20 protein-coding genes are annotated in these 25,627 nt (G+C 48.6%); 14 read left to right on the top strand and 6 right to left on the bottom strand.

The window, feature by feature from the left end:
- Nucleotides 1-149 precede the first annotated feature (149 nt).
- Nucleotides 150-1,187, top strand: coding sequence for a hypothetical protein (locus EKM75_RS11970; protein WP_125694820.1), 1,038 nt, complete (start codon nucleotides 150-152; stop codon nucleotides 1,185-1,187).
- 71 nt (nucleotides 1,188-1,258) lie between these two features.
- Here the strand turns inward: EKM75_RS11970 and EKM75_RS11965 are convergent, their stop codons facing one another.
- Complete coding sequence (locus tag EKM75_RS11965; protein ID WP_125694818.1) at nucleotides 1,259-2,128, bottom strand: LysR family transcriptional regulator; 870 nt, start codon at nucleotides 2,126-2,128, stop codon at nucleotides 1,259-1,261.
- Between the two features lie 127 nt (nucleotides 2,129-2,255).
- Between EKM75_RS11965 and EKM75_RS11960 the strand changes: the two genes are divergently transcribed.
- From EKM75_RS11960 to EKM75_RS11950, 3 genes are all read left to right on the top strand, one after another.
- Nucleotides 2,256-3,044, top strand: coding sequence for a PhzF family phenazine biosynthesis protein (locus EKM75_RS11960; RefSeq protein ID WP_125694816.1), 789 nt, complete (start codon nucleotides 2,256-2,258; stop codon nucleotides 3,042-3,044).
- A 187-nt stretch (nucleotides 3,045-3,231) separates the two neighbouring features.
- Nucleotides 3,232-3,714, top strand: coding sequence for a flavodoxin (locus EKM75_RS11955; protein WP_125694814.1), 483 nt, complete (start codon nucleotides 3,232-3,234; stop codon nucleotides 3,712-3,714).
- Nucleotides 3,715-3,837: 123 nt separating this feature from the next.
- Nucleotides 3,838-4,074 (top strand): hypothetical protein, encoded by a 237-nt coding sequence (locus EKM75_RS11950; RefSeq protein ID WP_125694812.1) that lies wholly within the window; start codon nucleotides 3,838-3,840, stop codon nucleotides 4,072-4,074.
- Nucleotides 4,075-4,228: 154 nt separating this feature from the next.
- Here the strand turns inward: EKM75_RS11950 and EKM75_RS11945 are convergent, their stop codons facing one another.
- On the bottom strand, nucleotides 4,229-4,768 hold the full coding sequence (locus EKM75_RS11945) for a hypothetical protein (RefSeq protein ID WP_125694810.1): 540 nt from the start codon (nucleotides 4,766-4,768) through the stop codon (nucleotides 4,229-4,231).
- A 348-nt stretch (nucleotides 4,769-5,116) separates the two neighbouring features.
- Here EKM75_RS11945 and EKM75_RS11940 point away from each other — a divergent pair, with 348 nt between their 5' ends.
- Nucleotides 5,117-7,651: a M1 family metallopeptidase gene (locus EKM75_RS11940; protein WP_125694808.1), complete on the top strand. Its 2,535-nt coding sequence runs from the start codon at nucleotides 5,117-5,119 to the stop codon at nucleotides 7,649-7,651.
- Between the two features lie 537 nt (nucleotides 7,652-8,188).
- Here the strand turns inward: EKM75_RS11940 and EKM75_RS11935 are convergent.
- From EKM75_RS11935 to EKM75_RS11920, 4 genes are all read right to left on the bottom strand, one after another.
- On the bottom strand, nucleotides 8,189-9,592 hold the full coding sequence (locus EKM75_RS11935; protein ID WP_125694806.1) for a C69 family dipeptidase: 1,404 nt from the start codon (nucleotides 9,590-9,592) through the stop codon (nucleotides 8,189-8,191).
- 74 nt (nucleotides 9,593-9,666) lie between these two features.
- The gene (locus EKM75_RS11930) at nucleotides 9,667-10,404 is read right to left on the bottom strand and encodes an ion transporter (protein WP_125694804.1); all 738 of its coding nucleotides are present in this window, start codon (nucleotides 10,402-10,404) and stop codon (nucleotides 9,667-9,669) included.
- A 168-nt stretch (nucleotides 10,405-10,572) separates the two neighbouring features.
- Nucleotides 10,573-11,058 (bottom strand): NAD(P)/FAD-dependent oxidoreductase, encoded by a 486-nt coding sequence (locus EKM75_RS11925; RefSeq protein ID WP_164508798.1) that lies wholly within the window; start codon nucleotides 11,056-11,058, stop codon nucleotides 10,573-10,575.
- A 77-nt stretch (nucleotides 11,059-11,135) separates the two neighbouring features.
- Nucleotides 11,136-11,576, bottom strand: a complete 441-nt coding sequence (locus EKM75_RS11920; RefSeq protein WP_125694800.1) for a MarR family winged helix-turn-helix transcriptional regulator — start codon at nucleotides 11,574-11,576, stop codon at nucleotides 11,136-11,138.
- 169 nt (nucleotides 11,577-11,745) lie between these two features.
- On the opposite strand from EKM75_RS11920, the gene recQ reads away from it, so the two are divergent.
- The 9 genes from recQ (at nucleotide 11,746) to EKM75_RS11875 (ending at nucleotide 25,459) form a co-directional block, all read left to right on the top strand.
- On the top strand, nucleotides 11,746-13,545 hold the full coding sequence (gene recQ, locus EKM75_RS11915) for a DNA helicase RecQ (protein ID WP_125694798.1): 1,800 nt from the start codon (nucleotides 11,746-11,748) through the stop codon (nucleotides 13,543-13,545).
- 167 nt (nucleotides 13,546-13,712) lie between these two features.
- The gene (locus EKM75_RS11910; RefSeq protein ID WP_125694796.1) at nucleotides 13,713-15,956 is read left to right on the top strand and encodes an ATP-binding cassette domain-containing protein; all 2,244 of its coding nucleotides are present in this window, start codon (nucleotides 13,713-13,715) and stop codon (nucleotides 15,954-15,956) included.
- 185 nt (nucleotides 15,957-16,141) lie between these two features.
- Nucleotides 16,142-16,741: a sugar O-acetyltransferase gene (locus EKM75_RS11905; RefSeq protein ID WP_125694794.1), complete on the top strand. Its 600-nt coding sequence runs from the start codon at nucleotides 16,142-16,144 to the stop codon at nucleotides 16,739-16,741.
- 677 nt (nucleotides 16,742-17,418) lie between these two features.
- Nucleotides 17,419-18,510, top strand: coding sequence for a GntR family transcriptional regulator (locus EKM75_RS11900; RefSeq protein WP_125694792.1), 1,092 nt, complete (start codon nucleotides 17,419-17,421; stop codon nucleotides 18,508-18,510).
- Nucleotides 18,511-18,950: 440 nt separating this feature from the next.
- The gene (locus tag EKM75_RS11895) at nucleotides 18,951-20,354 is read left to right on the top strand and encodes a sugar porter family MFS transporter (protein ID WP_125694790.1); all 1,404 of its coding nucleotides are present in this window, start codon (nucleotides 18,951-18,953) and stop codon (nucleotides 20,352-20,354) included.
- Nucleotides 20,355-20,397: 43 nt separating this feature from the next.
- Nucleotides 20,398-21,999 carry a xylulokinase gene (locus EKM75_RS11890; protein WP_125694787.1) on the top strand — a complete coding sequence of 534 codons (1,602 nt, stop codon included), beginning with the start codon at nucleotides 20,398-20,400 and terminating at the stop codon, nucleotides 21,997-21,999.
- Between the two features lie 18 nt (nucleotides 22,000-22,017).
- Complete coding sequence (locus EKM75_RS11885; RefSeq protein WP_125684551.1) at nucleotides 22,018-22,746, top strand: L-ribulose-5-phosphate 4-epimerase; 729 nt, start codon at nucleotides 22,018-22,020, stop codon at nucleotides 22,744-22,746.
- A gap of 55 nt (nucleotides 22,747-22,801) precedes the next feature.
- Nucleotides 22,802-24,226: an L-arabinose isomerase gene (araA, locus tag EKM75_RS11880; protein WP_125694785.1), complete on the top strand. Its 1,425-nt coding sequence runs from the start codon at nucleotides 22,802-22,804 to the stop codon at nucleotides 24,224-24,226.
- Nucleotides 24,227-24,895: 669 nt separating this feature from the next.
- Nucleotides 24,896-25,459, top strand: coding sequence for a sugar O-acetyltransferase (locus EKM75_RS11875; RefSeq protein WP_125694782.1), 564 nt, complete (start codon nucleotides 24,896-24,898; stop codon nucleotides 25,457-25,459).
- The last annotated feature ends 168 nt before the right edge of the window (nucleotides 25,460-25,627 follow it).

Genomic DNA, 25,627 nt, shown 5'->3' with positions numbered 1-25,627 from the left:
GGGGCAGTGTGCCCCTTTTATTATACAAAAAATTGGTGTTGATAGATTTCTCTATCAACACCAAATATCATAGAACCTTTATTTTCCTTAGGATAAATCGGCCAACTAGCGCTATACTTAAATGGAACAATATCTTAGGGGGTAATTAAATGTTCAAAATTAGCGGTAGGGGTGCTACCACTCTCATGTTATTGGGTGCGTTAGTGGGGAGTCTCACGATGACTAACGCTTCAGCCATGAGTAACAGGACGCGCAAGACTTTAACACGACTGCAGACTAAACAGGAAAAGGTCACCAAGACCAGTCGTAAAGTCGATCGTGAATTTGATCGGGTCGGGGTTAAAAACTTGAACGCGTTGATGCAAGCGGACGACAACGGCCAGGTACCGACTGAGCTGGATAGTGGCCTCAGTGTCTACCAACTTTCACGAGCAACAAAAGTATCAATTGGCGGTAAGAAGACGGTGACTTTGCCCAAGGATGCTATCGTTCGGGGCAGCAAGTATACGTTGAATCCTAAGTTCCCCAGCCGGTTCTCAGTCAACATTGCGGACTTGACGAAGGCTAATCAGCGCAAGGCCTTTAAGGCTTTTGGCGTAACGAATGAGAACTGCAACTTTGTGCTTGATTCTAAGAACAAGACCCGATTGTTGCCGTATCAGAAGTCCACGGCATTTTCCTATAAAGGGATCATGAATCTGCCGACTCTCCAGGCGAAGAACCTGCAGTCTTACTACGACAGTGACCGGCAGAACAATCCGTTTATCATTGTGACCGCGGACAACTACCTGAACTACTACACCAACTATCAGGCTAAGAAGTCGGGCCGCATTCAGTACGACCACTACGCGCAGTCGGTGAAAATCAAGAAGTTTACCCGGGGCGCAAGTACCTACACGTATTACTTAGCGAAACCTTTGAAGGGCTTCGGCGCGAAGAAGGTGCGGGTCGACAAGAAGACTGAGTATCGATTGACCGTTTCATTGGGCCATGTTTTCCAAGCCTTTGACAACTATAACTTGGACCCTGGCATGTACCGGATGACGGTCAAGGTTGGCAAGAAGGCGTTCTACGTGGACTTGGGCGGTATTTCTGAAGCTTATATCAACCGGTTGACGAATGATCCGTACGGTTCCAACGTGGTTGATCAGACTGCTGCGCAAGCGTACATTCAAGGCTTGAAGTAAGACAAATAATGAAGGGTGTGAGAAAAATCTCACACCCTTTTTATGTGACCAAATCTAGGTCATTAATCTGTTTAAGGTAGCTCGGCCACGTGGGTCAGTATGAAGTCAATGAAGGTCTTACTGGCAATTGGTAGGGCAGCTGCATCCTGACTAACGATACCAATTTTCCGCGTGAGATTCGGTTTCAGGGGACGGGTGACCACGTCATGGGCGGTCTTGGTGAGGACGAGTTCGGGGAGAATGCTGACGCCCATTCCCAGCTCTACCATCGACAGGATGGAATAGTCGTCGTGGACCCGCATTTTGATGTGGGGGTGAAACCCCTGTTCAGCAAAGGCCGTGAGGGGTTCACTGTAGGCGCCCTCCTCTAAGGCCAGAAATGGCTCGCTGGCGAGATCCGTCAGGCTGACGGTCGACTGACCGACTAAGCGGTGGTGGGGTGGCAGAATCGCCAGCAAACGGCCGGATTTAAGGAAGGTGACGGGGGTGTTGGTCAGCGCGTCCGGTGTGACAAACCCAAAGTCGACCTCACCAGTCCGCACCCACTCGGGGATGGAGGAGTAGTCACCTTGAAGCAACACAAATTCAACCCGGGGGTAGCGTTCCTGAAATGCCTTGATGAGTTTAGGAAGCCAGTGGGCAGAGATGCTAGAAATCGTGCCGATGCGGATGGTGCCAGAGCCCAGCCCATTAATTTCCTGGGCCTTGTCTGACATGGCCTGATACTGTCTGAGTGTTCGTTGCAGGAAGGGGTAGAGTTGTTGTCCCTCTAAGGTTAAACGTACACCGGTGCGGGAACGGTATAGGAGTTTGATTTTAAAGTCGGCTTCCAGGGTCGCCACCATGTGGCTGATAGCCGACTGTGTGTATCCTAGCGCGGCCGCCGCCTTGGTGAAATTACCAAGTTCAACCACTTTTTGAAAGGCCAGTAGGCGATGCATGACAAATCAATTCCTTTCATAGTTCAAGTACTAATAGTCGCTTTACGAATGGATACATTCACTGTACGCTTACCTTAAAGGCCTGACAAGGTAATGGGCCGTGACGTTTCGTGAATGGAGGAGTTACATGCTTAAGAGTTATGTGGTCGATGCATTTACCGATGAGGTATTTAAAGGTAATCCGGCAGCGGTTTTGTTTCTGGATAAGTTTCCAGCAGATGAAATGATGCAAAAAATTGCCATGGAAAATAAGCTGTCTGAGACGGCGTTTGCTGTGAAGGAGACGCCGGACAAGTATCAGTTGCGGTGGTTCACACCGGGTGGTGAGATCGACCTCTGTGGTCATGCGACCTTGGCTACTGGTTTCCTGGTGTTTAAATACGGTGCGCCGACTCAGGCGACGGTGACCTTTGCAACCCAGAGCGGGGACTTGACGGTTACCAAACGGGGCGACTTGTACGAGATGGACTTCCCATCTTATGAACTCAAATCAGTTCCCGTAACGGCTGCCATGACTGATGCTTTTGGCGTGGCACCGACTGAGGCCTACTTGGGCCGTGACCTGTTGTGTGTGTTTGACAGTGCCCAGCAGGTGGCCAAGATGACCCCGGATATGGATAAGCTGAGTCACTTGGATGGGCTATTGCAGAACGTTACGGCAGCTGGTGATGGTCAGTATGACTGTGTTTCCCGGTCGTTTGCACCAAAGTTAGCCGTCCCCGAGGATCCCGTCTGTGGGAGTGGTCACTGTCACATCGTGCCATACTGGGCGAAGAAGCTGCAGAAGAAACAAATCCTGGCCTACCAGGCTTCGGCACGTTCCGGTGTGCTCCATTGCACGTATGAAGGGGCGCGAACGAAGCTGAGCGGGCACGCAACGCAGTACTCGGCTAGTGAGGTATTTTTGGATCTGTAATCGGTTTGATTAGTTGCTATATGGTTGAAACGTGCGTCAAAGGATGGCTGGTTCTATTTAACCCCGTTAGGTCAATTGCCCTAACGACGGTAATGCTCGCCAGCCAAACGTCCTTTGGCGCACGTTTTTTAATTTGGTGTACGATAAAGGCGTAGCGAAAAAAATCCCACACTAGGAGGGTTTTACCATGCACAAACAAGTTATCTTATATTTTTCAAATACTGGACACACCCAAGCCGTTGCTCAGAAGATTGCGGCAGTCACTGGGGCCAAGTTACTTCAGCTGAATGCTCAGCAACCGTATACGACCGCTGATTTAGACTATAACGATGTTACCAGTCGGACTTCTTTAGAAACGGCCGATGAGACGTCGCGACCAGCCATTCAGACGCCGGACATGATTGCGTTACGTGAGGCGGATACCATCTATTTGGGCTCACCGCTCTGGTGGGGGCAGGTGCCGCACGTGATCAACACGTTGGTGGAAACGGACGTCCTGCGTGGCAAGCAGGTTTGGCAATTCTGTACGTCCGGGTCAACGGCCATCACGAAGGCTGCCAAGACGTTACGCGCAGACTATCCAGCAGTTCAGTGGGAACCCGCTCACCGCTTTACTGGTACCATTACTGGTCAGGAAGTTGAGACGTGGTTGAAGGAAAGTGGCCACTGATTTTTCAGGTCTATGAGACGGTAACGGTTGGGGGCTTGCCCGTTCTTAGACTTAATGGCTTTTTTCCTAAGTGTGAAGCATAGGAATCTTCGAGGTGGAACGGGGAAGAGTTTAAATGGTGGGTTGGAGATTAGTGAATATATGGGTCAAGGTCAACAGCTTCAGACCTTGTACGTTGGTGCTCGAAAGAATGAAGTTATCCGTTACTATGAAGCAGGGGCACAGTGTAAGATGTTATCTCGTTGGTTTGAACAAGAAAAACGGTTCGAATTGTCAGTAGCACCTAGAGCAACGTATCGTAAACTGATTAAAGCTAACGGTGGTTATGACGATACATACTCAAAGCTTCGGTTGAATTAATGAACATTTGTTGATGAACTTGATACTGAAATCAATGGTTTTTGGGTGCTAATCTTGCCAATCAGGAAGATTACCAACAGCTTGTATAGCGTATTAGTCTAAAAAGGATTACCCGTGCTTACGAGTAATCCTTTAATAATTAATTGCTTAGTGTTTACTTAATACCCTTGTAGGCAAGTTTCAAGTTAGCCTTATCTTGAGCAGATGGTTTGGAAGCAAGCGCTAGGGCGCTGGTAGGGTCATCGCTGTAGTCTAAACCAATGGCAACACCTACGCTGCGTAAAGCCATTTGTTCTTTTTGCTTTTCCGTTGGATAAAATTTGGCAAATACATGACGATTTAATGCGATTTTTGAATAAAAAAGACCACCCCTGCCTTGAGAACCACTTAAACGGGTACTAAAGTCAATCCCCCCTTTAATATATTTTTTCGTCGTCAAGCGAATTTCAGCATTTGATGCCTTTTTCGCAGCGCGTAATTTGACGACATGTAAATCGTTCCATAACTTGATAGCACCTTTCCAATTATCCTTCCAATGCTTGGAAGTTGAATCGATATGATATGTAATCTTACGTGATGAGAAACTACCAATATATGGCTTGCTTGAAGCATTTGCCGTAACAGAGCCAATACCTAGCAAACTAACCCCGAGACCTAACATAGTTACAAACTTGATTAATCTAGTATTCTTCATAAATAGCGCTCCTCTTTTTTTCGAATTGTCTGGTTTTATTGCATGAGAGTAGACAATCACTATATTCAGATTATATATGAGTGGCATGACACAATGTGACGTTTTACTGCTTGAGGAAAAAGTACAACCAATATCGGTTGTACTTTTTTAATTACCGTTGACGTTAGGTGTTGTGTAGGGGGCTAACCGAGAAAGAGTTGAGGATTCAAGTTAAAAACGGTTCAGCCGATTTCGTGGGAAGTTAACAGTCGTCGGTTTGCCCGCTCTTAAACTTAACGGGGTCATTCGTGGCGTCGACTACTGGTTTGTCGTATAATGGGATTATTCTTAAATTTTAAGGAGAAAATCATGGCAGAACTCACACATTTTTATGAAACATTCCAACCCAGTCACTACGATATTTTTATCGATATCAACCGGGAAACGAAACAGATCAAGGGAACGTCCACCATTACCGGGGACGCCAAGACCCAATCCATCGCGATTCACCAAAAGTACATGACCATCAGTGCCGTCAAGACTGATGGGGTTGCGGTACCGTTTAAGACGGACGATGCTAATGAAGCTATTCGGATCGACTTGAGCAAGACCGGCGACACGACCCTGGCGATTGACTATAGTGCTCCTTTGACCGACAGTATGATGGGCATTTATCCTTCTTACTACGAAGTTAACGGCGAGAAGAAGCAGATCATCGGGACGCAGTTCGAGACTACGGCTGCCCGACAAGCCTTTCCTAGCGTGGATGAACCTGAAGCCAAGGCGACCTTTGACCTAGCTATCAAGTTTGATGAACACGCTGGTGAAACGATCATCAGCAACATGCCAGAAGTGAAGACTGAAAACGGCGTGCACTACTTTGACACGACCGTGCGGATGTCGACTTATCTGATTGCCTTTGCCTTTGGTGACCTACAAAGCAAACTGACGACCACCAAGAGTGGTGTTAAGGTCGGCGTCTTCGCAACCAAGGCTCACCAAGCGAACGAGTTGGACTTTGCCTTAGACATTGCCAAGCGGTCAATTGAATTCTATGAAGATTTCTATCAAACACCTTACCCACTTCCACACTCATGGCAGTTAGCCTTACCTGACTTCTCTGCCGGTGCGATGGAAAACTGGGGACTGGTCACTTACCGGGAAGCTTACCTGGTCCTTGATCCAGACAACACGGCCTTAGACATGAAGCAACGCGTGGCAACGGTTATCGCCCACGAACTGGCTCACCAATGGTTCGGTGACCTGGTAACGATGAAGTGGTGGGATGACCTCTGGTTGAACGAAAGTTTTGCGAACATGATGGAATACGTGGCGATTGATGCCATTCAACCTGACTGGCACATCTGGGAAGCCTTCCAAACGGGTGAAGCCCCAATGGCGCTCCAACGGGATGCCACGGACGGTGTTCAATCTGTTCACGTTCAAGTGGAAGACCCAGCCGAAATCGACGCCATCTTTGACAGTGCCATTGTGTACGCTAAGGGTGCCCGGATGCTAGTCATGGTTCGCGCTCTGATTGGTGACGACGCCTTACGGAAGGGCTTGAAGGCCTACTTCGATGCACATAAATTTGGCAATGCCAAGGGGGCCGATCTTTGGGCCGCTTTGGGCCAAGCTTCTGGCATGGACGTTGGTGCCATCATGAATTCTTGGCTGGAACAACCTGGTTATCCAGTTGTTTCTGCTAGTGTGGTCGCTGGTAAATTGACGTTGACCCAGGAACAATTCTTCATTGGGGATGGCAAGGACGCCGGTCGTCAATGGCAGATTCCTTTGAACAGCAACTACGAGGCTGCACCCGAATTATTGACCGACAAGACAGTCACTCTTGGGGACTATGACGCCCTGCGTTCAGCTAGTGGGGAACCCTTCCGTTTGAACGTTGGGAACAATTCTCACTTCATCGTGAAGTATGACGACACCCTGTTACAGGACATTTTGGCCAACTTTGCTGAGCTAAATGCCATTGCTCAGTTACAGTTATTACAGGACTTACGTTTGCTGGCTGATGGTCGGCAGATTTCTTACGCAAGCGTTGTGCCACTGTTGCCACGGTTTGCGGACAGTACGTCGACGCCGGTCAACACGGCCCTGTACACCGTTGCTCACAACCTGTTAAAGTTCGTTCAACCAGGTTCAAGCGAGGAACAGAACCTGCGGGCCTTCTATGACAAATTGAGTGCGCAACAAGTTACCCGTTTAGGTTGGTTGCCTAAGTCTGGGGAATCAAACGATGACCAGTTGACCCGGCCATACGTCTTGAGTGCGGCACTTTATGCCAAGAATCCTAAGGCAATCGCCGATGCGCACGACTTGTTCACGCAGAATGCTGCCAACTTAGCCGCATTGTCGGCCGATATTCGGGTCCTGGTTCTGCGCAATGAGGTGAAGAACTACGGCAGTGCCGACTTATTTGAAAAGTTGCTGACGGCTTATCGTCAGACGTCCGACGCTAGCTACAAGGCTGACCTCAGTGCCGCTTTGACCAGTACGCCGGATGCTAGTTTGATTGCCAAAATCATTGCTAAGTTCGAAGATGCTGAGACCATCAAGCCACAAGACTTACGGGCTTGGTACCGGGGTGTGCTGAGCAACGATGACGGGCAACAAGCTGCTTGGGATTGGTTGCGAAACGACTGGCAATGGTTGGAAGATACCGTTGGTGGGGACATGGAATTCAGTACGTACATTACGGTGACGTCCGGAATCTTCCACACCGCACCACGCTTGGCCGAGTTCAAGGCCTTCTTCGAACCTAAGGTCAACACACCAGGCTTAACGCGTGAGATCACCATGGATACTAAGATCGTGGCAACTCGGGTTGACTTAGTGGAAGCCGAAAAGGATGCCGTTAACGCAGCAATTGCTGAAACGGTTAAATAAACTTGAATCAGACTGAATCGAGTGGAACGGTAGGTGATTGGCTACCTATTGGCACGCGTTTCAGAAATATAAGAGAGGGATTGAGGCGTTTGTCTCAATCCCTTTTTGTATACGTCAGTGGTTGGTAAGCAATATTGAAAAGCTCGTCGGGGATATGAATTTAAATATTTGTGAGCCTAGAAAGATGGTGGTGGCGAGCGTCTAGCTTAGTATCGAATTATTTGCTAGGAGAAAGGGCTATACAGCCATGGGGTAAGGCAAGTAAGGTTAGATAAATGGAGAACGGTGTGCCATGGAGAGGAGCCTAATCATGACGATTAGTGACGAACAAGGAAGCGCAGCGCGTGCGTCCCAGCAGTCAACGACCAGATATGAACCGAATCTGGCCGGAAGATCCAGTGCCATGACCAAACAGGAATTAAATGCCCAGCTGGCCATTCAGGTGTTTCGACAGGCCCTACGCCGAAACTGGATTTAAAGCAAAAAAAGTCGGTACCAGCGATTGTGCTCGCAGGTACCGACTGATTAGAAAGATGATTAGTCGTTTAAGTTGTAACGTAACTTCATGTGTTCAGAACCAAAGGTGACCATGTCACCCAGCAGCTTAGTCTGACGCGTGAAGGATTCGTCGGACAGCTTTTCGTTAGCAGCCTTTAAGGTTGCAACGTCGGCACCATTTTCAATGGCAGCGTCAGTGTCGTTTTGAATCTTACGGTAGGCAGACATTGCTTCTAAGGCAAAGGTGTTCCGGAAGTCTTCGTACAGGTCGTAGTCTGTGTCACCCAAGAGGGCAGTGGTGCAGCTTAACCAGTACATATGGTTCATGTTGAAGGTGCCATCAGCATCCTTGTAGGCAGCTGGGGTGTCGTCAACGTTGGCGTAGAAAGGAACGACCGTGTTGAACGTGTTGGCACCAAAGGCCAACCAGTGAATCCCGGCAATGCTGTCAGGCACGTTGTTCCGGATCTGCAAGATGTGAACATCGTGGTTCCGGTTGATACCGATTGGCCGGAACTTCGTCTTGTCACTTTCTGAACCGTCACCGTAAACGTCATACTTCGTGTTTTCAAAGTGAGAACTCAACACGAACTTGACGTCTTCAATAGAAATCTTCCGGTTCGCGTGGCAGATGAATGGTAGGTCTTGACCTTGAGGGTCTTGTTCAATTTCTGGGTTGAAGTACTTTTGGCCAAACCAAGCACGGGGGTTGTTGTAGACCGTGTCCTTGATAGTGGCACTGCCAAAGATGTGGCGCAAGTTAACTTCATTGAAGTCGGGGTTTAAGGAGTACTTGGCGATCATGTCTTGCAGGTCGCTGGAGCTCATGGTGTCCTCGGCATCGAAGTCAAAGCTGTCGATGTTCATCCGGTTAGGGGCAACAACGTAGGCATCGTCTGGAATCCGCTTAGCAGCCCAGTGGTGACCACCGATGGTTTCTAACCACCAGATTTCATTATTGTCAGAGAAGCCGATTCCGTTTGGTTCGTAGGTCCCGTATTGTTCGAGCAAGCTACCGAGGCGTTCAACCCCTTCGCGTGCGCTGTGGATGTAAGGGAGAACCAGGGTAACCAGGTCTTCTTCACCGATACCGCCGTCAACGTAAGGATCAATACCTAAGACCCGTGAGTTTGTGGTGATGGTTTCAGTGGCAGACATTGCAACGTTGTCGCTGTTGATGCCGGCAGCTGGCCAGATACCATTCGTCAAGATAGAGTTAGGGATGGACGTATAACGTAAAGGATTGTCAGGGAGTTTCACTTCAACGCCACTGATAACAGCCTTGTAGTCCCGTGGTTGGTCTGCAGGGTTAACAACGACGAATTTTTCGGGGTCAAGGGCCTCGTGACCGTCATCGTTCCGAGAAATAATTGTTGAACCATCTAAAGAGGCTTTTTTACCAACTAAAATCGTGGTACATGAGCCTTTAATTCTTTTTTTCATGAATGCAGCACTCCTTTTACCCAATATTATATCATTCATGGTCCGGTAAATTGAAGTGGTTACGCAAGTCTCTCTCATTCATGAGATTGTTCTCGTCTAAGTTCCTGGATAGCTGCCTTTAAGTCCCGATTCTGTTGTTCGATGGTGTCTAGCTTTTCAGCGAGTTCGCGAGCATCCGTAGCCGATTCACGGTTGGCAAAGTAGGTGGTGATGGTGCTGGTCAACGCCCCGATAAAACCAATGCCGACCAACATGAGCAGGGTGGCCGCACATTTACCGACGATTGTGCGGGGAGCAACGTCGCCGTAACCCACCGTTGTGGTGGTGGCGATGGCCCACCAGAGCGCTTCACCCCAAGAAACCCGTTCAGCATAGGCGTAGAGTGTGGCAGCCAGGATGAGAATCGCCATGCAGGCCCACAGCAAGTAAACGAACCCGTTAGTCTTTAAGAATCGCTTTAATACGTGACGAAGCTTACCGATGAAACCAATTAATCGAACGAAGCGAAACAGACGTACCAGGCGAAAGAGACGGGTGATTCGGGCTAGTCGGAAAAAAGTAAATAGAGTGGTCAGGGGAATAATGGCCAGAAAATCGAAGATATTTTGCCGGAAGAATAGCCACTTATGAGGAGCCCGCCAGAACCGAACGACGTAATCCACCGTAAAGAACCCCAGAATCAAGTTGTCGACCGCTAGCCAGGGAGCAGCCGTTAGCTGAATAACGTTGGAAAAGTCTAAAATGGCAAGGACAATCGACACCAGCGCCAGTACCACCACGGTCACGTTATAAATTTTAATGGGCATCCGCATTTTCTGTCCCCCCTTAAACGTGATGATTCATCGTTATTCTTAGTATGACACGTGGGCTAAGTCAGGGTGATAGTGGCAACTTGGTAGTGAAGGTTGCCTACTATACGGGAGAAAATCGTTAGCAGAAAAAAAGTCCTGGAGGTTTCTCCAAGACTTGGGATGCAGCTATTAGGCTTCCATGGTTGCTGGGGCAGTGACTTCTTCATGCTGGACCAGAAATGGGAGCAGGGTGTCAATGATGCCTTGAATGGGAGTTGGGAACGCAAAAATCATGTGTTGAAGATCTGCGGCCGTTAAACGTTGGTCAATAATCATGACCAACGCATTAATTAGGTCTGGGGCATCCATGCCGTAGACGGCAGCGCCGACCAGTTGATTTTGGTTGTTTAACACAACGCGCAAGTCGGCATCCGGTTCATTCTGGTAGCCATAGGCCATGAGCTGGCCAAAGGCAATCGTATGTTGTTGGTAGCCATCTGGTTCGGCGTTCGCTTCATCAATGGTAATGCCAACTTGTGCCAAGCGGGGCAGACTGAAAAGGACTTGGGGGATGGCTGGGTAGGTGATTGGGTCGGTACTTCCCAAGATCTGTTGGGCGATGTAGTTGGATTCAAAGGTAGCCGTAGGTGTTAACTTGGGGACTCGCTTAGCCAATACGTCACCACTAGCATAGATGTTAGTGCCGTTTTCAATTTTAATCGCGGACGATTGGTAGGGATGATGAAAAAATGTTAGTCTAACATTTTTTCTAACTTATTGACTAAAGCCTGATTGATGACCAATGCTTGTTGGTACTGTTCTCGACGAAAACCTTGTTGACGGACACACTGTTGCACCGCGCCCAAAATGGGCCCGCGAGTTTCACGGCCCTTATCAGTTAAGGCGATAATCAGTTGACGTCGATCACTAGGAGGCAATTGCCGAGTTAACCAGCCCCGCTGCTCCATGCGCCGAAGAAGCGGGGTGAGTGTATTGCTTCCAAAATCAAGTTGTTCTCCTAGTCGGTGAAGTGGTTGTCGATCATTTTCCCACAGACTTAGCAAAACGAGGTACTGGGGATAAGTGAGTTCAAACGGCTGTAAAGCTTGTTGAAAAAAACGTGTAAAAAGTCTGCTGGCGTGATAAACCGAGAAGCAGAGCTGATTGGCTAAGGTTATATCCTCTTCGGCCATAAGCATCCCTCCAATTCAATTGCGTACGATTTAATTTACTATAAGCGAATATGTGCGACCTGTCAACTATCTACCACTGAGATTGTGAATTAAAAAAGGAGTCCTGTTCGGTTGTCATGGACTGGGAATGCCAGTAGAATGGAAACATTGAATACTTAAGGAGCAGGTCATGATGGATTTAGCGGCAGCGCAAAAAGTTTTAAAAACGGTCTTTGGCTACGATGAATTTCGGCCGGGCCAACGTGCAGTGATTGAGCACGTCTTGGCGGGAGACAATAGCCTGGCCATCATGCCAACTGGTGGTGGGAAGTCCCTGTGTTATCAGATTCCGGCAATGCTCTTTGATGGTATTACGGTGGTGGTATCGCCCCTGATTTCCCTGATGAAGGATCAAGTAGACGCTCTCAATGATAGTGGCATTCCAGCCACCTTCATTAACAGCTCACTAGAATGGCCGGATATTCAGGAAAGATTGGCAGCGTTACATGGTGGGGACTACAAATTGCTCTACGTGGCGCCTGAACGTCTGGACTCGGCGGCATTTGTCAATGCTCTAGCCCAGCTACCAATTGATTTGCTGGCGGTTGATGAGGCACACTGTATTTCACAGTGGGGTCATGATTTTCGGCCCAGTTATCTGGCGTTGAGTACGGCAATTGAGCAATTACCGACACAACCACAAGTCTTAGCACTTACGGCGACCGCTACGGAACAAGTGGCGACGGATATTTGCCAACAGCTTAAAATCAATCCTAATAACGAGGTCAATACTGGCTTTGCACGGGATAACTTAGATTTAACGGTGGTCAAAGACCAAGACACCGATCGCTATATTCTGGATTACCTCAAGGTGAATCAGGGTGAGACGGGCATCATCTATGCCAGCACGCGTAAGGAAGTTACGCGGTTGACGAAGATGCTGACCGGTCAGCACATTCAAGCCGCAGCCTATCACGCGGGGTTGCCAGATGATGAACGCCGTCAGAATCAGGAAGACTTCCTGTACGACCGGGTTCAGGTAATGGTGGCGACCAATGCTTTTGGGATGGGAATCGATAAGAGTAACGTTCGGTTTGTTATTCACGCACAGGTGCCCGGCACTCTGGAAGCCTACTACCAAGAAGCTGGTCGGGCCGGGCGAGACGGTCTTCCTAGTGAAGCCATCCTGCTGTACCGCGCCTCTGATCTGCAAATTCAGCGGTTCTTCATCGACCAGTCTGAAATGGATGAACAACATCGATTGCGCTCCTATCGAAAATTACAGATTATGAATCAGTACGCTAATACTCAGAATTGCTTGCAGCAGTTCATTCTGCGCTACTTTGGGGAAGAGTCTGAGCCCTGCGGCCGTTGTAGCAATTGTCGTGATGACCGGGAAGCCCAAGATGTCACCACGGATGCTCAAAAGGTGCTTTCCTGTGTGGTTCGGTTGCGGTCTCGCTACGGCAAGGGGATTGTGGCCCAAGTTTTAGCTGGCGCGCATAACCAGCGGATTCGGGAGAATCATCTTGAGGACGTGCCGACTTACGGGATCATGCGTAATCAGCGGCAAAAAACGGTGGGGGAATTGATTGATTTTCTCACGGCGGCGGGTTACTTAGCTAGCGTGGGTGGTCAGTACCCGACCTTACAAGTGACGAGTAAAGGTGTGGGCGTCTTAAAAGGCGAAACACAGGTCTTTCGTAAGATGGCACGTCAGGCCAAACGGTTGGCACCAGAGGATGATGCGCTCTTTGGCAAGCTTCGTGAGTTGCGGCGAAACCTGGCTGAGGAACAGCACGTGCCACCATTTGTGATCTTCTCCGACAAGGCTTTGCACGCAATGTGCGAGGTTCTGCCAACCACCGAAGCCGCCTTCTTAACGGTTAAAGGTGTGGGAGAAAGTAAATTGGAAAAATACGGTGATGCCTTTATGGCAGTCATTCGTGAGAATCAAAGTAGTGAACCAACCGCGATACAAGGTGGTTAAGTATCAGGAAGACCGGGCTAAAGTCCCCGGTTTTTTTGTTGGTTTGGTGGTCTAATGATGATTTCAAAGCTTGGATCAAAAGAGTAAGGCGCCTTACTTGGGACACCCCCTGAAGTATGGTAATCTAGAAACCCATCTGTTACTTAAGCCTACGACTGGAGGTTTCCATGACTGAACCAGAATTTATTGAAATCATCAATGACCGCGAGAATAATCTGAAAAATGTGAGTCTGAAAATTCCAAAGAACCAACTGACTGTTTTCACTGGTGTCTCAGGGTCGGGTAAGTCATCCATCGTGTTTGACACTATCGCCCAAGAAGCTGGCCGTCAACTCAACAGTACATATGATAGCTTCACGCGGCTCTATCTTCCACATTATCAGCGACCGGATGTGGATGAGGTCAATAACCTTGCGACTGCCATTGTGATTGATCAAAAACCACTGGGTGGGAATGTCCGGTCGACATTGGGAACCGTGAGTGATATTAATCCACTGCTCCGAATTCTTTTTTCCCGGTTTGGTGAGCCCCGTTATGGCGACGCCAGTAATGCTTTTTCTTTTAACGATCCGGCGGGGATGTGTCCCGACTGTGAGGGTGTCGGTAAAACTTATGTTTTAAAACGTGACGTGGCGGTTGACCGCCAGAAGTCACTCGCCGAGGGGGCAGTTCAGTTGCCAGGACACGGCGTGAATAGTTTTTACGATGAGGTCATGAAGGCAACTGGTTTGTTTGACGTGAACAAGCCGTTGGTTGATTACACAGCTGATGAGTTTGAAACACTAATGAACGGTGAACGGGACGTCACCGTGGTTTACAAGGGGACGACATTCAATACCACCTTTGAAGGCATTGAACGTCAGTTTTACCGGCAGAACCTGAAGACGGGACAAGGAAGTAGCGATGGCGCCCGCAAGAAAATTTCGAAGTTTGCGACGATGGTGCCATGTCCCACCTGTCACGGCACGCGCTACCGGCCCGAAGTGTTGGCCTCGAAGATTCAGGGGAACAATATTGCGGACCTTCTGGCGCTACAGTTAAACGATCTTCAGACGACGTTGGCAAGTTTTACCGACGAACGAATGGCTGGCCTTTTAGCGGGTATTCAGGAACGGGTACAGGGTCTAGTCGACGTTGGCCTTGATTACTTGACGCTAACGCGTGAAACGACCACGTTATCCGGTGGAGAATCACAACGGGTTAAGACGGTCCGCTATCTGGCCAATAGTCTGACAGGGCTGCTCTATATTTTGGATGAGCCGAGCACGTGGCTACACCCGCGCGACGTTCATCGGTTGAATACGTTATTGCAGAAACTCCGGGATAAGGGCAATACGGTGTTGGTCGTGGAACATGATCCGGACGTCATTAAGGTTGCCGATTATGTGGTCGACGTGGGGCCGCGAGCTGGTATCCATGGGGGTGAAATTACCTTCACGGGGAGTTATCAGGCATTACTGACGAGTGAAACGTTGACCGGGAAGTACCTGTTACAGCAATTACCAGTCAATGCGCACCCCCGTCAGCCGCAAGACTTTATAACTAGCGCGCCGAGCCGGCTGCATAACTTACAAGATGCCGTCTTACGAGTGCCAGCGGGATTGTTTACGGTGGTCACGGGAGTTGCTGGCTCTGGTAAGAGTACGCTAGTTGATCAGGTATTTGCTGCTGACCATCCCGAGGCCATTCGGCTAACACAGCGTCCGATTCGTACCAATAGTCGGGCTAATCCGGCAACTTATTTAAGTGTTATGAATGAGATTCGCAAGTTGTTGGCCACGGCCAATGACGTGAGTGATAGCCTGTTTAGCTACAACTCCAAAGGAGCTTGCCCGACCTGTGGTGGCAAGGGTGTCTTGGAGCTCAATCTTTCCTTTATGGAAAATGCCACTGTCGAATGTGAGACCTGTCATGGTGGTCGGTTTGATCCCCAAGTTTTGACCTATCAGTACCAGGGGAAAAACATTGTCGAGATTTTAGCAATGACGATTGAAGAGGCGGCCACGTTCTTTGCGGGAACCAAGGTCGCCCCTAAATTGAAACAAGTGTTGAACGTGGGGCTAGGCTATTTAGCACTTGGGCAACCCCTGAATACAATTTCCGGTGGTGAGGGGCAACGTCTGAAGATTGCCAAGGAGCTTAATAAGCGGGGTAACCTGTATATTTTGGATGAACCGACGACCGGACTTCACGCTTCAGATACTAGCAATTTGATTGAAATTATTAATCGGCTGGTAGACCGGGGAAATACGGTAATCGTGATTGAACATAATCTCGACGTGATTCGCAGTGCCGATTGGATCATTGATATTGGTCCAGATGGTGGGAGTAAGGGCGGTGAGGTTCTCTATGAGGGCCCCGTTAGTGGTTTAATAACGGCACCGCGTTCCGTGACCGCACAATATCTGTAGCAGGCGCGCGCTAGCTGCTGCAAGACACGGTGCAGTAAGATAAATGGGAATACGGGAAAAGGCTTGGAAATTTATCCCAAGCCTTTATTTATACGGATAATTGTCTTATCTAATAACACGACCATATAAATTATATTGAAATCGGTTTCAAGCCATGCTACGATTAACGCATCAACTTTTAAGAAATGGGATGGCAGACTGTGGGACAATCAGAGTACGATAAAATGATGGCGGAGGAGCTTTACGACGTCAATGATGAGCAACTGGTCGAGGAGCGGTTGGCCGCGCGTGATTTGTACGAGGAGTTAACGACGATTCCATTTCGGGACAAGGCGCGACAAACGGCGTTGGTACAACGGTTGTTTGGGTCAGTGGGTCAGAACGTAGAGGTTCGGCCGCGGTTCGTCTGTGATTATGGGTACAACATTCACGTGGGCGATAACTTCTTTGCAAACTTTGATTGTATCCTGTTAGATACCTGTGACATTACGATTGGGAATAACGCTCTCTTGGCGCCACGGGTGCAAATCTACACGGCGGCCCATCCGCTCAACGTGGCCGATCGGACGTCCTGGTTAGGTGTTGGACAACCTGTCAAAATCGGCAACAACGCTTGGATCGGGGGCAACGCGACTATCCTGCCTGGTGTCACTTTAGGTGATAACGTGGTTGTTGGTGGCGGTTCAGTTGTCACCAAATCCTTTGGCGATAACGTCGTGTTGGCCGGAAATCCCGCGCGAGTGATCAAGCAACTAGACGCGCAAGGGAATCCAATAGAGTACTAAAGGTTGAAGACACTTAAATACCCACTATATGTTTGATACAACAAGGATTGGGTATTGTAGTTTAGTCAGACATAGTGAGTAAGTGCTGTCATTATGGTATTTAAACTAGCATAGTTTCCAAGAACCTGTTTAACCGGAGGGGGTCAGAGGTGGAGCCAGCTGTGTCGACGGTGTTAGCCGATTTTCGGCTTACAGCGTGGGACGTGTTTGGAGACTGGTGGGGTTCCAGACTTCAAACCGAGCCGAAGGACCGCTTTTCAGGCCGCAGGCGTTCCCCACAGCAGGCGGAATCTCTGACGGCCGCAGGTGGCTGGGACTAATTTTGAGTCTATAATACCTTAATATTCTTGACGTGATAACGGTTTTCGAACTTAGAAAGAGAACTAATGATGAGTCGTGGGCTGCAGTGTTCGGTCACACGTCTTTTTGCGTGGTCAATTGGTTGAATTAGGCGAACGATGGCAATTTAGCGAAAATTTGGCAAGATAATGCAAGAATGTCAGTCTTGTCCGTTGGAAAAAAGAAATAAGTTTGCTATGCTAACAATAACCAAACAAATTTACAAATAAATCGACGGCGGGCAATAACTACTGTGTTCGTCAGGAATTTAGGGAAAATTCATTCGACTTGTCAGGTGCGAGTTGCTGGCCCGACCGAATGAGTGATGGAGAGAAAACATGGAAAATAAATATCAAAAGGTTAAAGATGCCCTGAAAGAGGCCATTCTTTCAGGCCAATATCAAATTGATCATAAACTGCCAACTGAAACTGAAATGATGGAGCAGTTCAACGTTTCCCGCTATACCGTACGCCGGGCAGTCGGGGACTTAGAGACCGAGCACTTCATTTACCGGATTCAGGGTGGTGGCATGTTCGTTCAGGACTGGCATAAGGACTGGACGACCGAGAGCGACAGTAACATGATTGGGGTCATCACGACCCACTTTGCGGATTACATTTTCCCCCGGATCATCTACGGCATTGACCAGGTCATCTCCGACAGTGGCTATTCGTTGTTACTGGGGAACACCCATAATGACCATCAAAAAGAACGTAAGAACCTGATCAACATGTTGAATGGGAAAGTAGCCGGACTGATCATTGAACCGACACAAAGTGCTTTGCCTAACCCCAACATGGACCTCTACCAAGAAATCAAAGACGACGGGATTCCGGTCCTGTTTATCAACGCGAGTTACCCCCAGTTGGACTTTCCGGCAGTGACCACGGATGACGTGGGAGGGGAGCGTCGGATCATTGACTACTTGTTGGAACTCGGTCATGAGAGTATTGCTGGGATCTTCCAAGTGGATGATATTCAAGGGGTCCACCGGATGAACGGGTTCGTCCAGGCGTACCAGCAACATCCAGAGATTTCCTATAAGAGTAACCTGATTATGTACCAATCCGGTGATGACTTTACCAAGATTACTAACCGGATCGATTCGTACCTGGCGACTGAGGACCGACCCACTGCTATTGCCTGTTATAACGACCAACTGGCGATTCGAGTGCAGGCCTACCTGAAGAGCCAGGGGCTGCGGATTCCCGAAGACGTCTCCGTCGTGGGCTTCGATAATTACCAGATGGCCCAATACCTGAGCCCTAGCTTGACGACGCTGAGCCACGAAAAGGAAATCATGGGTCAGGATGCAGCCAAGATGATGCTAAAACTCTTGGATAAACAGGATGTGCAATCTATCACATACGACCCCCAATTAATTATTCGACATTCAGCAGGGAAACCTGGAAAATCGGCTCAAGATTAGTCCGGATTAACCAAAATTAAACAAACTTGTCTAATTAATGGCTCGTGATTGATTAGTGAGGACGATTTGGCGACTTGTTCGTGAAATCGTCTTCTTTTTTTGTGTAGAAATGGTGAGTTTACGCAAAATAAACCGTTTTAATGGCTGATTAGTAAGCGCTTAGTTTAACGTTTTTCGATAACGCTTACAACTTTTTTAATGGTAGAAACCGCGTTATATCAACATCGACTCGTACGATTAATCCGAATAACAAAAGTTTTTGTTGATTTATGCGTACAAATATAATAAACTGTATTTGTTAACAAATGAAAGCGGTTCACAATCTCGTGATATTTACAGCAAGCCGGCAAACTTCACGCACGGGATTGGCAGGGCCGTTAAGCAGCAATTTAGTTAGATAGCAATTATTGATAAAAACCGTGAAACAGGAGGAAAGAATTTTGGATAAGAAAAAATCAGTTTCTAGCAAATTTATCTTCTTCTTCGGGTCATTCGGGGGTATCTTGTTCGGTTATGACATCGGTGTTATGACCGGGGCCTTACCATTCCTGAAGACCGACTGGAATTTAACAAATGCTTCATTGATTGGTTGGGTGACTTCAGCCGTGATGTTCGGTGCCATCTTCGGTGCCGCTATTGCCGGTCAACTGGCCGACAAGTTAGGTCGGCGGCGGATGATCCTGATGTCCTCATTGATCTTTGCCATCGGGTCCATTCTTTGTGGGTTCTCACCTAACAACGGGACGTTCTACCTGATTGGGATGCGGATCTTCTTGGGGTTAGCCGTTGGGGCTGCTTCAGCCTTGGTTCCCGCTTACATGTCAGAAATGGCACCCGCACACTTGCGGGGGAGCCTTTCCGGAATCAATCAAACCATGATTGTTTCTGGGATGTTGATCTCTTACGTGATTGACTTCGTTTTAAAGGATTTACCAGAAAATATCTCGTGGCGGTTGATGTTAGGGTTGGCTTCCGTGCCAGCCATCATCCTCTTTGCCGGGGTATTGAAGTTACCAGAATCACCACGTTTCTTGATCAAGGCCAACCGGTTAGACGAAGCGCGCCAAGTGCTGTCCTTCGTTCGGAAGCCTGAAGAAGTTGAAGGCGAAGTTAAAGCCATTCAAGAAACTGCTGCTACTGAAAAGAACTCAATGGAAAAGACGTCTTGGGCAACACTGTTCAACAGCAAGTACCGTTACCTGGTTATCGCCGGTGTCGGTGTGGCTGCCTTCCAGCAATTCCAAGGTGCCAACGCCATCTTCTACTACATTCCATTGATCGTTGAAAAGGCAACTGGGAGCGCTGCAAGTTCTGCTCTGATGTGGCCAATCGTCCAAGGGGTTCTGTTGGTTATCGGGTCATTGCTCTACATCTGGATCGCCGAAAAGTTCAATCGGCGGACGTTATTGACCTTAGGTGGGACGGTTATGGCTTTGTCCTTCCTATTACCAGCAGTTATCAACTGGATCGTGCCAAACGCTAGTCCAATGATGATTGTCTTCTTCCTATCCATCTACGTGGCCTTCTACTCATTCACTTGGGCACCGTTGACCTGGGTTCTGGTTGGGGAAGTCTTCCCATTAGCTGTTCGGGGCCGGGCATCAGGTTTGGCTTCATCCTTCAACTGGATCGGTTCATGGGCCGTTGGGTTATTGTTCCCAATCATGACCGCATCAATGTCACAAGAAGCTGTTTTCGCTGTCTTTGGTCTCATCTGTGTCTTCGGTGTTCTGTTCATTCGCTTCTGTGTTCCAGAAACGCGTGGTCACTCACTTGAAGAAATCGAAGCTCGTGGAACTAACCACGGTAAGAAAAACGCTGAAGAAACTGTTGAAAGCAATTAATTTACGCACTATCACGATGATAAAAACCGGGAGGTAAAGTTAAATGAACTTAGTTGAAACGGCTCAAGCTGTTGAAGCGGGCAAAGTTTCATTAGGAATTGAATTAGGTTCAACCCGAATCAAGGCAGTGCTGGTGACCGATGATTTTAATACCATCGCATCAGGCAGCTACGTTTGGGAAAACCGTTATGAAGACGGTGTTTGGACCTACCCGCTTGAAGAAGTTTGGTCGGGGATTCAGCAAAGCTACACGCAAATGGCCGCTGACGTTCAAAGTAAGTATCACGCAAGTTTGAAGCACATCAATGCTATCGGGATCAGTGCCATGATGCACGGGTACCTGGCCTTTGATAAAAACGACGACTTGTTGGTACCTTTCCGGACGTGGCGGAACAACATTACGGGTCAGTCAGCTGATGAATTGACCAAGTTGTTTGATTTCAATATTCCACAACGTTGGAGTATCGCACACCTCTACCAAGCTATCCTTAATCACGAAGATCACGTGGCTAACGTCGACTTCTTTACCACGCTGGCTGGTTATGTGACCTGGAAGTTATCTGGGAAAAAGGTCCTGGGTGTGGGTGACGCCTCCGGGATGTTCCCAATTGACGAAAAGACTGGTACGTACAACCAGGACATGTTGGATAAATTCAACAACCTGGAAAATGTTAAGCAATATCCTTGGCAGTTAGCCGACATCTTGCCTGACATCTTACCAGCTGGTAAGACGGCCGGTAGTTTGACGGCTGAAGGTGCCAAGTTATTGGATGCCAGTGGCAATTTGGAAGCTGGTAGCGTCATGGCACCACCTGAAGGGGATGCTGGTACCGGGATGGTCGGCACGAACAGTGTTCGTCAACGGACTGGGAACATCTCCGTTGGAACGTCTGCGTTCTCAATGAACGTCTTAGACAAGCCACTATCCAAGGTTTATCGCGACATTGATATCGTGATGACGCCAGACGGTTCACCAGTTGCCATGGTCCACGTGAATAACTGTTCTTCAGATATTAACGCCTGGGCTAACATCTTTGGTGAATTTGCCAACCGGCTGGGAATTGATTTGAAGCCTGACCGGTTATACGAAACGTTATTCTTGGCTTCAACCAAGGCTGACGCGGATGCCGGTGGCTTAGTCAACTACAGCTACCAATCTGGTGAAAACATTACCAAGATCCAAGCGGGCCGGCCATTATTTGTCCGGACGCCAAACAGCCATTTCTCCTTACCTAACTTCATGTTGACGCAACTCTACGCTGCGTTTGCACCACTCCAAATCGGAATGGACATCTTAGTTAATGAGGAACACGTGCAAACTGATGTGATGATTGCGCAGGGTGGTTTATTCCGGACGCCAGTTATCGGCCAACAGGCCCTGGCGAATGCCTTAAACATTCCCATCACGGTCATGAGCACGGCTGGTGAGGGTGGTCCTTGGGGGATGGCAGTTTTAGCCGCCTTTGCCCAACGGAACACCGGCGAAAGCTTGGAAGATTTCTTGGATCAAGATGTCTTCACTAACCCAGAGAGCATGACGTTAAGTCCCGAACCTGAAGGGGTTAAGGGCTACCGTAAGTTTATCGGCAAGTATCAAAGTGGATTGTCAGTGGAAGCTGCCGCCGGCGATGCCATCAGTGACTAAGAGAGAGAGGTTACTTGAATGTTAGAAGATTTGAAGCAAGAGGTTTACGAAGCCAACATGCAACTGCCTAAATTAGGGTTAGTTACCTTTACTTGGGGCAATGTTTCCGGTATCGACCGGGACAAGGGTCTGTTCGTCATCAAGCCATCCGGTGTTGATTACGACAAGCTAAAGCCTAGTGACATGGTCGTTGTAAACCTCGACGGTGAAGTGGTTGAAGGAGAGATGAACCCTTCCAGCGACACTCCAACGCATACCGTACTTTACAACAAGTTCCCCAACATTGGGGGCATCGTGCACACGCATTCACCTTGGGCAGTTTCATTTGCTGGCGCCAACATGGACGTCCCAGCTATGAACACGACGCATGCGGATACGTTCTACGGCGATGTGCCAGCCGCTGATGCGTTGACGAAAGCTGAAATCGAAGAAGACTACGAAGGCTACACGGGTGAAACCATCGTGAAGACCTTCAATGAACGTGGCCTCGACTACGAAGCCGTGCCAGCAGCGCTGGTTAGTCAACACGGTCCCTTCGCTTGGGGCCCAACCCCAGCTAAGGCTGTGTACAACGCTAAGGTCTTGGAAGTCGTTGCGGAAGAGGATTACCACTCGATGCAATTGACTAAGAAGAACTTGGAATTGCCACAGTACCTGTTGGACAAGCATTACCTCAGAAAGCATGGCGCCAACGCCTACTACGGCCAAAACAATGCTAAGTCCAAGGAACATGCTGCACGACAATAAAACTGTTATCCAACTATAAAAATAAAATTACTACTATATTAAAGGAGTGTTTCTTATGTTATCAGTACCAGATTATGAATTTTGGTTCGTTACCGGTTCACAACACCTTTATGGTGAAGAACAATTAAAGTCCGTTGCTAAAGATGCACAAGACATCGCTGACAAGTTAAACGCCAGCGGCAAGTTACCTTACAAGGTTGTCTTCAAGGATGTTATGACGACTGCCGAAAGCATCACTTCCTTCATGAAGGAAGTTAACTACAACGACAAAGTTGCCGGTGTGATTACTTGGATGCACACGTTCTCCCCAGCCAAGAACTGGATCCGTGGGACTGAACTGTTACAAAAGCCATTACTTCACTTGGCTACCCAATACCTGAACAACATTCCATACGCTGACATCGACTTTGATTACATGAACTTGAACCAAAGTGCTCATGGTGACCGCGAATATGCTTACATCAACGCGCGTTTAGGTATGAACAACAAGATCGTTTACGGCTACTGGGGCGATGAAGAAGTCCAAGCTAAGATCGGTTCATGGGAAGACGTTGCAGTTGCTTACAACGAAAGCTTCAAGGTTAAGGTTGCTCGTTTCGGTGACACCATGCGTAACGTTGCCGTTACTGAAGGTGACAAAGTTCAAGCACAGATCCAAATGGGCTGGACCGTTGACTACTACGGTATCGGTGACTTGGTTGAAGAAATCAGCAAGGTCAAAGACGCTGATGTCGACAAGGAATACGCTGACTTGGAAAGCAAGTACGAAATGGTTCAAGGCGACAACGATGCTGACAAGTACAAGCACTCAGTTCGTGTTCAATTGAAGCAATACCTTGGTATCAAGAGTTTCTTGGAAAAGGGTGGTTACACTGCCTTTACCACGAACTTCGAAGACCTCTGGGGTATGGAACAATTACCTGGTTTAGCCGCACAATTATTAATTCGTGACGGTTACGGCTTCGGTGCCGAAGGTGACTGGAAGACCGCTGCTTTGGGCCGTGTCATGAAAATCATGTCCCACAACAAGCAAACGGCCTTCATGGAAGACTACACGTTGGACTTACGGAAGGGCCACGAAGCCATCCTGGGTTCACATATGTTGGAAGTCGACCCTTCAATCGCTTCCGACAAGCCTCGTGTTGAAGTTCACCCATTGGATATCGGTGGCAAGGCTGACCCTGCCCGCCTGGTATTCTCTGGTTCAGAAGGTGACGCCATTGATGTGACCGTTGCTGACTTCCGTGATGGCTTCAAGATGATCAGCTACGCCGTTGACGCTCACAAGGCTGAAGCTGACACGCCTAAGCTCCCAGTTGCTAAGCAACTCTGGACGCCAAAGGTTGGTCTTGAAAAGGGTGCCTTAGCTTGGATGCAAGCTGGTGGTGGTCACCATACCATGCTCTCATTCGCTTTGACTGAAGAACAAATGGAAGACTTTGCTACCATGGTTAACATGAACAAGGCTTTCATTAAGTAAACTTAGAATTTCTATCGTAAGAAATGGTCGGGGTCGCCGAGAGCGGTCTTGGCCATTTTTCTTTCCACGGATTGGTGTGGAGACCGCCTGCGGCTGCCAGGAGTGGCGCTGTGGGGTCGCTTCAGCCTGAGAAACGGGCTTCTCGCTCGACTTGAAACCACACCCAACCCGTGTGTTTCCAAGCTCGCCCCATGTTCTAAGCCGACCAAAAACGTCGACTAAGAACATCGACACAGCGCCACTCCTGGCTGCCTCCGGCTCCAAACTGGTGTGTCGGGTGGATAGCCGCTTACTCTCGGCTTAATTGTTTGACTGGTGGTATGGGGATGGTGTTATGAAGTTTAAGTGGATGGACACCATAGCCGCCTACGGCCGCCAGGGGTGACGCTGTGGGGTCGCTTCAGCCGAAGTACAGGCTTCTCGCTCGACTTGAAACCACACCGAACCCGTGTGTTTTCAAGCTCGCCCCATGTTCTAAGCCGACCCAAAACGTCGACTAAGAACATCGACACAGCGTCACCCCTGGCTGCCTTCAGCTCCACACAGATAAGTAGTAGGTGGTGGAGGAAAGAGTTTTTCCTCAGTATCGAGACGGATGGACGTCTCAGGTGTCTGGGTGATTTGTAACAATAATAATCTAATAAAACTGGCTAAAGATGGAGGTAAATTATGGCTAAGACAGAACAAGAAAAAATGGTTACCGGTGAATTGTTTGATGTTTATGATGCTGAACTGGTTGCCCAGCGGGATGCCGCTCGGCAACAGGTGGAGGCGTTTAATGCGCTCGGGGAAAGTGATCCCGAGGAGAGCGAACGATTGATTCGAAAGCTATTCGGTGCCACCGGGGATTCGGTGAGTGTACATCCCACATTTCGGTGTGACTATGGCTACAATATTTATGTCGACGACGATTTTTTTGCCAACTATGACTGTGTCATGCTGGACGTGGGTCCCATTCACATTGGCAAGCACTGCCTGTTGGGACCAAAAGTTCAGATTTATTCCGTTAACCATCCGGCTGAACCGGAACTGCGGCGTAACGGGGCCATGGGTATTGGCAAACCCGTCACGCTGGGGGATGATGTCTGGGTCGGCGGTGGCGCCATCATCTGTCCGGGCGTCACGCTGGGTAATAACGTGATTGTCGGCGCCGGTAGTGTGGTTACCAAGTCATTCGGCGATAACGTCGTCGTAGCGGGTAACCCAGCGCGAGTCGTTAAGCAGTTAAAATAGGTCGTCTGTCCAGTCTGCTAGAGATTAGGCAGTTTGAAAAGCGAACGACCATTCGTTCTCGAAAATAAATAAAAAGTCTGGTAATCAACATTGTTATGATCCCTCTGTGGTTGTCAGATGAAATAATATAATTCATCTGACAATGACGGAGGGATTTTCGTATGCCAA

Source organism: Levilactobacillus tongjiangensis, assembly GCF_003946345.1.
Lineage (GTDB): Bacteria > Bacillota > Bacilli > Lactobacillales > Lactobacillaceae > Levilactobacillus > Levilactobacillus tongjiangensis.
The sequence above is the reverse complement of the archived record's forward strand: the minus strand, read 5'-3'. Positions and strand labels throughout refer to the sequence as shown.

Bases quoted from the DNA above. Each gene is read 5' to 3' on its own strand.
- EKM75_RS11920 (WP_125694800.1), bottom strand. From the start codon at position 11,576: ATGGCCGAAGAGGATATAACCTTAGCCAATCAGCTCTGCTTCTCGGTT.
- EKM75_RS11955 (WP_125694814.1), top strand. From the start codon at position 3,232: ATGCACAAACAAGTTATCTTATATTTTTCAAATACTGGACACACCCAA.
- EKM75_RS11875 (WP_125694782.1), top strand. From the start codon at position 24,896: ATGGCTAAGACAGAACAAGAAAAAATGGTTACCGGTGAATTGTTTGAT.
- EKM75_RS11965 (WP_125694818.1), bottom strand. From the start codon at position 2,128: ATGCATCGCCTACTGGCCTTTCAAAAAGTGGTTGAACTTGGTAATTTC.
- EKM75_RS11945 (WP_125694810.1), bottom strand. From the start codon at position 4,768: ATGAAGAATACTAGATTAATCAAGTTTGTAACTATGTTAGGTCTCGGG.
- EKM75_RS11970 (WP_125694820.1), top strand. From the start codon at position 150: ATGTTCAAAATTAGCGGTAGGGGTGCTACCACTCTCATGTTATTGGGT.
- EKM75_RS11930 (WP_125694804.1), bottom strand. From the start codon at position 10,404: ATGCGGATGCCCATTAAAATTTATAACGTGACCGTGGTGGTACTGGCG.
- EKM75_RS11910 (WP_125694796.1), top strand. From the start codon at position 13,713: ATGACTGAACCAGAATTTATTGAAATCATCAATGACCGCGAGAATAAT.
- EKM75_RS11890 (WP_125694787.1), top strand. From the start codon at position 20,398: ATGAACTTAGTTGAAACGGCTCAAGCTGTTGAAGCGGGCAAAGTTTCA.
- EKM75_RS11900 (WP_125694792.1), top strand. From the start codon at position 17,419: ATGGAAAATAAATATCAAAAGGTTAAAGATGCCCTGAAAGAGGCCATT.
- EKM75_RS11940 (WP_125694808.1), top strand. From the start codon at position 5,117: ATGGCAGAACTCACACATTTTTATGAAACATTCCAACCCAGTCACTAC.
- araA (WP_125694785.1), top strand. From the start codon at position 22,802: ATGTTATCAGTACCAGATTATGAATTTTGGTTCGTTACCGGTTCACAA.
- EKM75_RS11905 (WP_125694794.1), top strand. From the start codon at position 16,142: ATGGGATGGCAGACTGTGGGACAATCAGAGTACGATAAAATGATGGCG.
- EKM75_RS11960 (WP_125694816.1), top strand. From the start codon at position 2,256: ATGCTTAAGAGTTATGTGGTCGATGCATTTACCGATGAGGTATTTAAA.
- EKM75_RS11885 (WP_125684551.1), top strand. From the start codon at position 22,018: ATGTTAGAAGATTTGAAGCAAGAGGTTTACGAAGCCAACATGCAACTG.
- recQ (WP_125694798.1), top strand. From the start codon at position 11,746: ATGATGGATTTAGCGGCAGCGCAAAAAGTTTTAAAAACGGTCTTTGGC.
- EKM75_RS11935 (WP_125694806.1), bottom strand. From the start codon at position 9,592: ATGAAAAAAAGAATTAAAGGCTCATGTACCACGATTTTAGTTGGTAAA.